This window comes from Vibrio sp. AND4, assembly GCF_000171815.1.
In the GTDB taxonomy this organism is placed as follows: Bacteria; Pseudomonadota; Gammaproteobacteria; order Enterobacterales; family Vibrionaceae; genus Vibrio.
This window is the reverse complement of record NZ_ABGR01000001.1, coordinates 23,091-34,504: the sequence shown is the minus strand read 5'-3', so window position 1 is coordinate 34,504 and position 11,414 is coordinate 23,091. Positions and strand designations below refer to the sequence as shown.

Annotated in this window: 11 protein-coding genes; 3 read left to right on the top strand and 8 right to left on the bottom strand. The window is 45.6% G+C overall.

The window, feature by feature from the left end; translation table 11 throughout:
- Positions 1-38 precede the first annotated feature (38 nt).
- Positions 39-1,439 carry an aminotransferase class V-fold PLP-dependent enzyme gene (locus AND4_RS00195; protein ID WP_009840839.1) on the bottom strand — a complete coding sequence of 467 codons (1,401 nt, stop codon included), beginning with the start codon at positions 1,437-1,439 and terminating at the stop codon, positions 39-41.
- A gap of 610 nt (positions 1,440-2,049) precedes the next feature.
- Here AND4_RS00195 and AND4_RS00190 point away from each other — a divergent pair.
- Both AND4_RS00190 and AND4_RS00185 read left to right on the top strand, forming a co-directional pair.
- Positions 2,050-2,979 carry a LysR family transcriptional regulator gene (locus AND4_RS00190; RefSeq protein ID WP_009840838.1) on the top strand — a complete coding sequence of 310 codons (930 nt, stop codon included), beginning with the start codon at positions 2,050-2,052 and terminating at the stop codon, positions 2,977-2,979.
- Positions 2,972-3,355 (top strand): VOC family protein, encoded by a 384-nt coding sequence (locus AND4_RS00185; RefSeq protein ID WP_009840837.1) that lies wholly within the window; start codon positions 2,972-2,974, stop codon positions 3,353-3,355. The genes AND4_RS00190 and AND4_RS00185 overlap by 8 nt, the downstream gene beginning before the upstream one ends.
- Before the next feature lie 147 nt (positions 3,356-3,502).
- On the opposite strand, the gene AND4_RS00180 is transcribed toward AND4_RS00185, so the two are convergent.
- Both AND4_RS00180 and AND4_RS00175 read right to left on the bottom strand, forming a co-directional pair.
- Positions 3,503-3,892, bottom strand: coding sequence for a cytochrome b562 (locus AND4_RS00180; RefSeq protein ID WP_009840836.1), 390 nt, complete (start codon positions 3,890-3,892; stop codon positions 3,503-3,505).
- Positions 3,893-3,991: 99 nt separating this feature from the next.
- Positions 3,992-4,744, bottom strand: coding sequence for a phosphatase (locus AND4_RS00175; RefSeq protein ID WP_009840835.1), 753 nt, complete (start codon positions 4,742-4,744; stop codon positions 3,992-3,994).
- A gap of 318 nt (positions 4,745-5,062) precedes the next feature.
- On the opposite strand from AND4_RS00175, the gene AND4_RS00170 reads away from it, so the two are divergent.
- Entirely contained in the window at positions 5,063-6,061 is a 999-nt protein-coding gene (locus AND4_RS00170) for a serine protease (RefSeq protein ID WP_043991399.1), read from the top strand.
- Positions 6,062-6,108: 47 nt separating this feature from the next.
- Here the strand turns inward: AND4_RS00170 and fliJ are convergent, their stop codons facing one another.
- The 5 genes from fliJ to fliF are packed head-to-tail and all read right to left on the bottom strand — an operon-like array spanning position 6,109 to position 11,411.
- Positions 6,109-6,549 carry a flagellar export protein FliJ gene (gene fliJ / locus AND4_RS00165; protein WP_009840833.1) on the bottom strand — a complete coding sequence of 147 codons (441 nt, stop codon included), beginning with the start codon at positions 6,547-6,549 and terminating at the stop codon, positions 6,109-6,111.
- A gap of 23 nt (positions 6,550-6,572) precedes the next feature.
- A complete protein-coding gene (gene fliI / locus AND4_RS00160) occupies positions 6,573-7,925 on the bottom strand; it encodes a flagellar protein export ATPase FliI (RefSeq protein WP_009840832.1) in 1,353 nt (450 codons plus the stop codon).
- Complete coding sequence (gene fliH / locus AND4_RS00155; RefSeq protein WP_043991373.1) at positions 7,918-8,673, bottom strand: flagellar assembly protein FliH; 756 nt, start codon at positions 8,671-8,673, stop codon at positions 7,918-7,920. Before fliH ends, fliI begins: the two co-directional genes overlap by 8 nt.
- Positions 8,674-8,677: 4 nt before the next feature.
- Positions 8,678-9,697 (bottom strand): flagellar motor switch protein FliG, encoded by a 1,020-nt coding sequence (locus tag AND4_RS00150; protein ID WP_009840830.1) that lies wholly within the window; start codon positions 9,695-9,697, stop codon positions 8,678-8,680.
- A complete protein-coding gene (fliF, locus tag AND4_RS00145; protein ID WP_009840829.1) occupies positions 9,660-11,411 on the bottom strand; it encodes a flagellar basal-body MS-ring/collar protein FliF in 1,752 nt (583 codons plus the stop codon). The genes AND4_RS00150 and fliF overlap by 38 nt, the downstream gene beginning before the upstream one ends.
- Positions 11,412-11,414 lie beyond the last annotated feature (3 nt).

Genomic DNA, 11,414 nt, shown 5'->3' with positions numbered 1-11,414 from the left:
AAGCGCCCTATAAAGGGCGCCTTGAAAGTTCAACAAGGTTAGAACGCGTAGTAAAGATCTGTGATAGCTTCGACAAGACCTTTTACATCTCCCTCATCATGGAATAAATGAGTCGAGATACGCAGCGCCTGCGTTTCATAAGCATCATCTTTTGACAACTTAAAGTTTGTGGTTCGAATAATGTAGCCGTACTCTTCACGAAGACGGTCACGGAACAAAGTGAGTCGCTCTTTATCCGTCACATCATGTAATGGGTTAAATGTTGTCAGACCACTAGTCAGACCTTTGACATTTGGTGAGTACATTTGAGCATGTGGCAGTGCCTCACGAAGAAGAACCTTACAAAGATCGCTTAGCTTCAAAACACGCTCTTCAATGCGAGCGCGACCAATGTCATCCCACATTTTACAGCTATCAGCCAATGCTTGTTTTGCAGGGTAATTGTCGTTTCCAACGTATTGCATTTGCAATTGCTTGCCTAAATGATCGGCGTGAGAAAGAGAAGAGTTGATCAACCACAGTGGATTCTTACGATCACTCCAGTACTCGTTCAAACGGTTTCCGTTGTCACGTACATACAAGATCCCCGTCGCACCGGGGCCACATTGCCACTTATGACCAGAACCAGCATAGAAATCACAATCCATATCGTGAAAATCTAAGTCGAACATACCTACAGTGTGCGCACCATCAACTAATGTTGGAATGCCATGTTGTTTTGCTAAAGAACAGATCGCTTTGGCTGGGAGCCTTGTTCCCGTTTTATAGCTGATGTGGGAGAACACGATGAGACGAACATTTTGATGAGCTTCAATCGCTTCGCGGAAGACTTGGAGGTAGTCTTGCTCTGAGACGTTTTCTGTTCCGGTGAAAACAGGAAGTTGAATTTCAACGACATCGACACCGAAACGATGTTTGGCAACACTCATTGGAGATGTTGCGGCAATATGTTCGTGGTGAGTGGTTAAAATTACATCACCAGGCTCGAAATGCAGACCATTGATAATAGAACATAAGCCATCTGTGGTATTGCGACTTAGAATGATTTCATCTGGGTTAGCACCAAAGCCTGGTGCAACTTCCGTCACCATTTCAGATACATGAGGCCAAGAACCAAACTTCCCTTTCATATCCCAAGGATACTTAGCAACGAGTTTATTGTTATGCTCGTATCCTTCAAGGACATGTTTTGGCATAGAACCCGTTGTTCCAATATTCATGTAAGTCGTTCGTTTATCTAATACAAACTGCTTTTGAACTTTACGCCAAAACCGCTTTTCATTCTCTTTATCCAAACGGCTCCAATCGATATTCGATTCCTTTGATTGAGCTGCCCCAGAAAGCACTGAAGCACTCAAGCCCGCAACCACAGCACCAGTTGCACCTTTTAAAAAGTTGCGACGGCCGCAATTAGCCTGTATTGATTCCTTGTTGTTCATTATTTCGATCCTTGTCGAAGTCTAACCATATTAAAAATCAGTAACTATCTGTAACTAAAGTATTATTACCTAATAGACTTATCAATTATGAGGCTTAACCACAATTAAGTGACTTTGGTTCCACTATTTCACCCTGAGAGTCGAGATAGGTAAGATTTAACACAATGAAATATAAGCAATCTTATTAGTAATACAATATTAATATGCACACCTAATGGTAATATAAATATCACTATGATTTATAATTCCCTAACGGAGCGGAAAGGTTAATCATTTATCTTATTTAAACTGAAAATATGATCACCGTCGTTACACCTATCCGGTATGTTAGATACGTTATAGAATGCTATTCTCATTATATTGATAATTGCATATGGGATCAAAAGTTATTTCTTTAATCATACAAGCTAAAAATACAAATTTTACTATCTTGGGAGTGGTGTCCCACCACTAAGAATAAGTCTGGGGTTATCTATATACCCAAGTGACTTCAAGATGCAGGATTTAGTGCGTTTTTGAAAAAATATCGTCAAAGCGAGAGAAGGACACTTGAACACGATGAATTCGTGCAAGACAATGCCTCTATTGATGTGTGCACCGCTGACTATTTATGGTTAATCCAAAACTTATCGCCCTACTTCCCGATCTTGCTTCGTTTATCTTGGTGGTAAACGAAGGTAGCTTCACCGCAGCAGCAAAACAGCTGGGCGTAACGCCATCAGCACTCAGTAAACTTATTACACGTTTAGAGCAAGCACTTTCAGTCAAACTGTTTGAGCGTACTACTCGCAAATTGGTCATCACTCAAGCTGGACAGAAAGTTTACGACCAAAGTATCGCCATGGTGAACGCAGCACAGCAAGCGGTCGAGCTATCAGCAGAAGATCATACTGAACCAACCGGGGCGCTAACCGTTGCTGCACCTGAGGCTTTTCTTAACTCAGTACTGCAACCGTTCGTACTGCCATTCCTAGAACGCTACCCCAATATTCAGCTCAAACTTCGTGCTGCCGATGGCGAGATTGATCTTTTCCGCCAAGGCATCGATGTAGCATTCAAACTCACTGACAAACCTGATGAGAATCTGGTACTAAAAGAAATCAGCAAAACCAATCTCGTTTTGTGTGCCTCTCCAAGTTACCTCACCAAACACGGTATGCCGAAGCACCCAACCGAGCTTGAACATCACGACTGTATTTACCTTGCTGAAAACGACAAAGATAACATTTGGTCGTTCTTCAAAGAGGAAGCCTTCCACTCAATTGCCGTCAGTGGCCGTTATGCCGTGAATCATTCACAGATGCGCTTAAATGGCGTGAAAGCAGGTTTAGGCATTGGGATCTTTCACGATTTTGTGATCAAGGATGCGTTAGAGCAGGAGGAAGTTGTGGAGGTTCTGCCGGATTGGATGATTAAGAGTAATTACCACGGCGCTATCGCGATGCAGTACCCACAAACCAAATACATGCCAGCCCGCCTGCGCGTGTTTATTGACTTCGTTAAAGAGCACCTAGTCTCTGAGGACAGCCTTGATGTTTAATGCCATTCATCACGTCGCAATCATTTGCAGTGATTACCCAACATCGAAACACTTTTATACCCAAATATTAGGACTAAAAGTCATTGCTGAAAATTATCGTGAGGCCAGAGACTCTTTTAAACTCGATCTTGCTTTGCCTGACGGTAGCCAAATTGAACTATTTAGCTTTCCAGACGCTCCTGAGAGAGCAAGCTTTCCCGAAGCACAAGGGTTGCGACATATGGCATTTTCAGTTGATGATATTATTCAAGTGAAGGCCTTCCTTGAATCAAACGACATTGAAGTAGAACCCATTCGCATTGATGAATTTACTGGCAAAGCCTTTACCTTCTTCCAAGATCCAGACCGCTTACCGCTAGAGATTTATCAGCAATAAAAATGGCGAACGGTTTGTCGCCATTTTCTACTAAGACCGAGCATTTTTGGGTTACTTGAATGTATAACTCGTTTGCTTCCAACCACCATAAGTCAGCGGTTGAGTAAAGCAGTGGCGGAGTGTTCAAGCCGTTAGCTCATTAGCCAGTTAGCCAAACAGCTTGCTCCAAATACTTGGATTACGCTTGTCGTGATATTCCTCACGCAAGCTATCGATTGCGCGCAGTTGATCTTTCGCTTCTTGCAGCTTGCCTGCATTAAGGTCTGCTTCAATCTTGTCTAACGTGACTGTCAGCTTGTTAAAGCCCTCTAGGTAAGTATCAAACTTCTCTGGTGGGTAATTACCCCGTTTAGATTGCTCGACGATCGCTTGCAAGCTGTCAATGGCAGATTTCATGGTCTCCACGTCAGACGCTTCTGCCGCTTGTTTGAACTCCAACTTCATTTGCTTCATGTTTTGTTTTAAATCGACAGCTTCTGCCATCGCGCATGTTGAGCCTAACGCAATAACATACCCTAAAACTAAAGGTCGTAACATTTTCACTTCTCCATTGAATGCTGATTTTCCAATCAACTTTTTAATCCGAGCAGTGTAAAACAATCCATTTGCCGCGCATAACCAAAAATGTAATCAAGTTTATGCGTTGCGGAGTTCGTCATACTCTGCAATTGGCTTACGGCCACGAAGTTCTAAAAAAGCCAAGAATTGCTGCGCCGAATGAGTGATCACTTTGCTGCTGTCAATGCCGATTCTATCGATTAAGTCCCCCACCAAGCTTAAGTTACCCACGTCATGACAGAAGTGTGCGTCGCTGCCTGTGGTGAACAACACACCGAGCTCTTTACCGATTTGTGCAATCTCGTGGCAACGGTCTACGCTACCGACACGACTATTGCCTTTTAATGTGGTGTTGTTGATTTCAATCGCCACATTATGCTCTTGAGCGCATTTGAGGACCGCTTCGAAATCAAAGTCGTAATTAGGGTTCCCCAAGTGACCTAATGCATCAACCCGCCCATTTTTAATGATGTTCAACAGTGCCTGAGTGTGAGTGGCTTTGTCCGCAAAGCGGAAGACGGGTTCATGAAAGCTGGCAATCACCCAATCCAAATTTCGGTCAACACGCTCGGGAATATCGATATCACCCTGAGTATTCATAATGTTGGACTCAATGCCACGGATAATTGCAACACCGTCAAGAAAGCGAGGCAGAATTTTCTGGTTAGAGAAAAACCAATAATGAGGCGCACCCGGCATTGATTCAGCATGATCGGTTGTACAGAACATATCAAGTCCATTCTCTTTTGCCGATTTCGCATTTTCGATCAACGTACTATAGGCATGGCCACTGGCATAAGTGTGGGTGTGAGTATCAACCTTAAGTTTCATCATCAACTCTCTCGGTAAATCATTTGACGACTATTGTATACCCGCAAGCATCCTCTCGTCAGCTCAACTGTTCTACTTGAACTGTCTACCACATCAATTCGAGCATAAACGTCTGACTTGTTACACCTTTGGTTACACCCAAAACTTAACCAAATGCAACCCATTGAATAATATAGGGGTATGTGTGACTTGTTTGATTACCAAGTGAATAGATTAATATTGGAATTCATATATAGTAAGGAGAGTATTTTCAAACTCGAGGACAGCTTTATGAGGTTGCATCATGTTTTCTTGGGTAGCGTTTTACTCTTGGGATCAATGCCTTTTGTCGCTGCAGCAAAAAACAACATTAATGATTCTGACTTCAACACCTTTATTATTGGCGGCCAGCAAGCCTCTGCGAATCAGCTCCCTTTTTTTGCACGTTTAGTGTTGCACCGCACTGGCTCACTACAGTTTGCCAACATCTGCGGCGGAACGATCGTTAATGACCGTTACATCTTGACCGCTGCTCACTGTGTGGAATCGAAAGTGTTTACCGATGGTTGGACAATCAATGATCTCCGTGTCTTGGTGAAAAACCCCACTATGAATGATGTGTTTGTTGAGGAATTTAAAGATGTACGCTCCATTAAGATTCACCCCTACTACAACGCGGACGATCAATGGATCAACGACATCGCCATCTTAGAGCTCACTCACCCAATCACAGACAATGTTAAATCTATCACTTTGCCACAAGACTTTGGCGACTACAGTAATCGGTCGGTTTATCAAACCTTCGGACTTGGACTCACATCAACTAACAACGATTCAGAACCGAATTACCTCCGATGGGCAGAAATTCAACCTCTCAGTGACAGTGAGTGTATGTCAATGATCCCAACATTTAAGCCGCAAGAGAGTTTGTGTGCGAATGGCTTTCCTGGCCGAGTTTACACTGGGATTTGCAGCGGCGATTCGGGCGGGCCATTAACCTATCAAGATGGCAACGGTGATTACCAACAAATCGGCGTTGTCAGTTATGGGTCTTCAAAGTGTGAATCTCCAGTTATTCCAAGTGTCTTTACTGAAGTGTTGAATTACGTCCCGTGGATAGAAGCGCAAACCAGCGCGGGAACAAAAACAACCTACGATGAATCACTTGCGGCAATTGAAGGTTATCACAGTCAAGGAGACTCAGGGCTTGCTCCTGAAGACGTGGATATTAACGACTCTGGCGATCAAGGGAGCAACGGGGGCTCTATCGGGTTCGGCTGGCTCGCACTGGTCAATTTATTCGCCTGGGTAAGACATCAAAAAGCCCGTCAAAGATAAAACATTACCATTTGAGGTAACGCCTTCATATACACCCTAAAGCAAGACTACAATGCTTTACGTTTTAAGCGAGAGTTGATGATGTCTTCCATCAACTTTTGCTCTTTCTTGGCTTTTTCGTAGTTTTGCTTGCGGCTCCAACGTTCGAGTACTTTTTCCAACCCTTTCACACGGGCATGCTTGTGCTCAAGGTGTTTTTGAACTGAAGTGCATTCAGCTTGCATGAGAGCTTGTTCATGCTCATGGTGACGGAGCATCTTTTGTAGCATTTGGTCGACTCGATTGAGGTTCATTAGCGCAGCGCTGTTAAGTACAACCGTGTTTAATGCTGACTGTCCTGCATGGCTTTTCAAGGCGGAGAGTTGCGCTAGCTGCATCGAAAGATGAGAGTATCGCTGACGCATAACATCAAGTTGTTGCCCCATTTTATCCCGCTGCTTTTCTTCCATCAGTTGCAGTTTACCCACTGCCTTAAGCTTCGATTCCATTTCGTTCCTTACTCCCCACTCGACTATTGTGCTTCACTTTGAAACATCTGCGCTAATGCCGTCAAACTGGTTGGGTAGTCCACCGCTTCACTGGCTGACTGCTGTAAGTAAGCACGCAAATGTGGGTACATAGAAACCGATTGATCCAACTCAGGATCCTGCCCTGGCTGGTAACCACCAAGTGGCAATAACTCTTTAACTTGCAGATAGTTGGAGTAAAGTTGGCGAAAATTATTCGCGATCGTACTGTGCGCTTCATGTGTACAAGCGCTCATACAGCGACTGATAGATGCATTAATATCAATCGCAGGATAATGCCCTTGCTCTGCTAACTGACGAGACAACACAACATGCCCATCAAGGATCGCTCGGGCTGAATCCACCACAGGATCTTGCTGATCATCCCCTTCGGCAAGAACGGTATAGATCGCCGTTAAACTTCCGTCAGGGTTCTCACTGTTCCCAGCTCGTTCGAGTAGCTGAGGTAACACACTAAATACCGAAGGCGGGTAGCCACGTGAAGCTGGTGGCTCTCCCAAGGAAAGGGCAATCTCACGCTGTGCCATAGCATAACGAGTCAATGAATCCATCAGTAACAATACGTCTTTGCCTTGGTCGCGAAAATACTCTGCTACGCGGTGACAAAGTAAAGTGGCACGCAGTCTCATCAGAGGCGATTCATCGGCTGGTGCCGCTATGATAATGGCTTTGCGACGAGCTTCTGGTGTAAAGTTTCGCTCAACAAACTCACGAACCTCTCGTCCACGCTCACCAATCAAACCAACGACTATCACGTCCGCTTCCGTGTTCTGCGTTATCATACCCATCAGAACACTTTTTCCCACACCGCTGCCCGCCATCAGACCAATGCGCTGACCTTTGCCCACGGTGAGTAAACCATTTATAGCTCGGACACCCACATCTAAAGGCGTATCGACAGGGCGGCGCTTAAGTGGATTAATCGGTTTAGGTTCAAGTGAAACACGATCTCCTCCCTTCAACGGCGCGCCATCATCAAAGGGCTCACCGAGTCCATTCACCACTCGTCCCAGCCACTGCGAGCTAAGTCGAACCGTGCTGTCACTATCAAGAGGGATGACTTTAGCGCCTGCGAATAAGCCCCCCAAACGGCGAATCGGCATTAAGTAGGCCACGGTATGATCAAAGCCAACCACTTGCGCTTCAATCATATCGCCTTCTGCGGTTTCCACTAGGCAGCGTTGCTCGAGTTTAAATCGACACCCCACGGCTTGAAGCATTAAGCCGTTCACTTTGATTAAACGTCCCGTTACTCTTGCTACAGGGATAGAATCGAGTGACGCTAAGGCATCACTCAATCGTTCATTTAACAGTTCGTGGCTCAAGCTGCTACTCATGTTCTGTGTCTACTTGCGGCATCGAAACTTCATCAAGCAAATGCTGCTTTACGTTATCCATACAGGCTTGCAAGCGTGAATCGCAACTCGCATCTGCCTCTGCATCTTCTGTCACAAGTTGGCATCCACCAACCGGCAGCTCTGCGTTAGCAACGAGTTTCCAAGCCACTGGCAAATCCGCGTTGATTTGCGTAATGCGCTCTAAATCTTGTGGATTAAGATGAACAATTACGCTGTCTGCTTTACCCGGCATTGCAGAAAGCGTCTCATCGACCAACGCCAGAATCTGTTGTGGCATCAAGGTCAATTCTGCACGAATCACTTGTTGTGCGACTTTTTGTACTAGCTCGCAAATCATATGACGCTGCTGTTGCTCTTTTTCTTTCTGCCATCGAGACAAGGTTTGAAACAGTTCGTTGATCGGTTTTGCGGCTTCTGCGAACCCTTCTTTGCCGGATTGCTCACCAGAGATAAACCCCTTCTGGAAGCCTTCTTTTTGCCCTTCAAGCAATCCTTGTTGTTTACCCTGTTCAATCCCTTGGCGTATCCCTTCTTCATGGCCTTGCTGAAGACCTTGCTGGAAACCCGCATCAAGCTGTTGTTGGATATCCGCTTGGGTATCTTGCCAACCCTGCTCGTCCAGTGAAAAATCACCTTCAGTATTAACAGGCTGAGCCAACGGTGGAAAACGATATAAGCGGTAGCCGCTTGGTGGTAAACGCATAGCATTCGATCTTCTCTCACTCATCGTCTTACTCCACCGTTGGTTCTTCGTAGAGTACCAGTTGGATTTCGCCCGCTTCATTGAGTTCACGAATCAACTGCATGATGTCTTGACGAGCTCGTAGTACTCGACTCAACACCACTGCACCTTGCTGCTCCATATCGTCTTCTAACGCTTTGGCCATACGTTGAGGCATAGAGCGTTTGATGGCTTGCTGCAAATTAGTCTCAGCACCTTTCAAGGCGACAGCCCATAGCTCCATTGGCACCAGCTGAACCAGTGCATCTATGGTTTCTTCACGCTGACGACCGAGCACCATAAAGTCGAACATGTTCTCTTCGATTTCGTTGACCACATCTTCATCATGCAGCTTAAGCATCTCCATCAGAGAAGCACGATCACCTTCAAATCGGTTGATAATGTCGGCGGCTTGCTTCACGCCCGATAACGGCGTGCTTTGGCTTGCCGACACTTTATCGATACAGCGCTCAACCAACTCATGCAAATCATTCGCGACTTGATGGTCAATATCCTGTAGTTGTGCGATGCGGAACAAAACCTCGTCATGGTAATCCTGCGGTAAGTGTTTCAGGACTAAAGAAGAGCTGTCTGCTGGCAAATACGCCAAGAAGATGGCTTGCATCTGAGGATGCTCATTGACAATAAAGCGTGCCAGATTTTCAGCTTCAACCCATTGTAAGCGCTGCATGTTATTGCGAATTTCATCACCATACAGATTGTTAAGTAAGCCCTTTGCAAGATCATTGCCCAATGCCTTGCGTAACGTATTTGACAGATATTCTTTTGATGCACCACGAATACCACTGTGCTCTTGAAAATCTTCAAAGAAATGTTGAATCACGTTACGTGCAGAGTCACTTTTAATACCGTTCAGCTTCGCCATTGCACGTGTCACTCGCTGAGTTTCATCGCGGCTAAAATTTTGCAAAACTTTAGCCGCAGCATCCTCACCCATGCCCAGCAGCACAAGCGCGGTTTGTTCTACATAACTAAGCGTCTGCTTTGACGTCGACTGTGCTGTGTTCATTGATGTTTACCCATTGTTTCAAAATTTCGGCTACGCGCTCTGGCTCTTCATTAGCGATAAGCTGTAGGTGTTTCAATTGGATCTCAAGTGGAGAGCCTGCTGGTGGCAGCATCTCGTTGCTCACATCTAAGCCAGACGACACCGCAATACCTCTCTCGGACAGTTTGCGGTTGAGCAACTCCTCACGTTCAAGCTCTTCACGAGTCTGAATATTGTCGTATTGCGGTTCTTCTTGTGGCTCGGCAAACTCTAACTCTTGAACTGGCTTATCCGCTCCGGTCAAATGCATGATCAACGGGCGAAGTACAAAGAAAATCATGGCTAAACCTAAGACGCCACCAATCACATAGCGCAATGGCTGCTGTACTGTAGGGTCTTGCCACCAAGGCATTGCTGATGGCGCATCAAACTCAATCGGCGTGAAGTTAAAGCTCATTAAACTTAGACTATCACCACGAGCGTCCGAGATACCTGCGGCGTCCATAATCATGGTTGAGATTTGTGACTTCTCTGCTTCACTCCAAGCCACACCATCTGGTGCAACTTTTGAGTTGAGCAAAACAGATACACTGAGTTTCTCTACCTGACCTTGCTGGTATTGAGTCCGACGCACACTACTGCCTACGGCATATTGGCGATTAACCTCTGAACGAGCATTGCTGTTCTGGCTATCATTAGTTGGCGCTTCACCCGTTACTGGTGGTTGATTGCTTAAAGAGCCTGGAATGCCTAACGCGATTTGGTCAATAGAGTTGTTCTGGATAGTGTGTTCATTACGAACTACTGGTGCGTTATCGAGGATTTCTTGTGTCTCTTCGATTTGGCTAAAGTTCATATCCGCCGCAACTTGCACACGGAAGTTACTTGGACCAACAATTGGCGTTAGCATATCTGCTGCACGCTGGATGATTTGTTTCTCAACGCTCTTTTGATATTCAAGATACTTCGCGTTCACCTTGCCTGCTTCAGCAGAGGCTATATCTGCGCTCAGTAGCCGACCATATTGGTCAATCACGGAGACAAATTCAGGCTTCATTGCAGTTACACTGCCAACCACGAGATTGATGATGGCCTCTACCTGCTCAGACTTGAGGTCTTCACCTGGCTTAAGCTCTAACATTACAGAAGCTGAAGGATTTTCCGTGTTTTGGCGCACAAACAAGGTTTGACGGGGAATGGCAAGGTGCACACGTGCGTTTGCTATTGAATTGAGCGACATGATAGTGCGCACTAACTCACCTTCCAATCCGTGTCGGTATCTTGCCGTCTCCATAAATTGGCTGGTACCTAACGAGCTGTCCTCTTTCAAGGAATCGAGCCCCGTTGGCAGCTTTGCTTTTACTCCTTTAGAAGCAAGCAGCATACGGATGCGCGCAACTTCACCTTCCGGCACTAATACTTGGCCATTTTGCTCTTGCATGCGGTAGCTTATACCTTCACTTTCTAATACCGACACAATTTCACCGATATCAAAACGTTCTTGCTGGCTATAAAGTGGACGAAAACTTTGTGAGGAGCTCCAAAGCGCGACCACGATGATGGCGGCAACGATCGCCGCTAAAACCGCAGACAATACTAGGTTACGTTGGCTGCTTGACCACAATTGCTTAATTTTTTTGCTTACGTCATCCATCCCGAGGTTTGAGGAAGGCGTATGCGTAGTGCCGGCATGGATTACAGGATTTCCGGCCACTTGAGTGGATAGTTCTGACATGGA

Bases quoted from the DNA above. Each gene is read 5' to 3' on its own strand.
- AND4_RS00195 (WP_009840839.1), bottom strand. From the start codon at position 1,439: ATGAACAACAAGGAATCAATACAGGCTAATTGCGGCCGTCGCAACTTT.
- AND4_RS00190 (WP_009840838.1), top strand. From the start codon at position 2,050: ATGGTTAATCCAAAACTTATCGCCCTACTTCCCGATCTTGCTTCGTTT.
- AND4_RS00185 (WP_009840837.1), top strand. From the start codon at position 2,972: ATGTTTAATGCCATTCATCACGTCGCAATCATTTGCAGTGATTACCCA.
- AND4_RS00180 (WP_009840836.1), bottom strand. From the start codon at position 3,892: ATGTTACGACCTTTAGTTTTAGGGTATGTTATTGCGTTAGGCTCAACA.
- AND4_RS00175 (WP_009840835.1), bottom strand. From the start codon at position 4,744: ATGAAACTTAAGGTTGATACTCACACCCACACTTATGCCAGTGGCCAT.
- AND4_RS00170 (WP_043991399.1), top strand. From the start codon at position 5,063: ATGCCTTTTGTCGCTGCAGCAAAAAACAACATTAATGATTCTGACTTC.
- fliJ (WP_009840833.1), bottom strand. From the start codon at position 6,549: ATGGAATCGAAGCTTAAGGCAGTGGGTAAACTGCAACTGATGGAAGAA.
- fliI (WP_009840832.1), bottom strand. From the start codon at position 7,925: ATGAGTAGCAGCTTGAGCCACGAACTGTTAAATGAACGATTGAGTGAT.
- fliH (WP_043991373.1), bottom strand. From the start codon at position 8,673: ATGAGTGAGAGAAGATCGAATGCTATGCGTTTACCACCAAGCGGCTAC.
- AND4_RS00150 (WP_009840830.1), bottom strand. From the start codon at position 9,697: ATGAACACAGCACAGTCGACGTCAAAGCAGACGCTTAGTTATGTAGAA.
- fliF (WP_009840829.1), bottom strand. From the start codon at position 11,411: ATGTCAGAACTATCCACTCAAGTGGCCGGAAATCCTGTAATCCATGCC.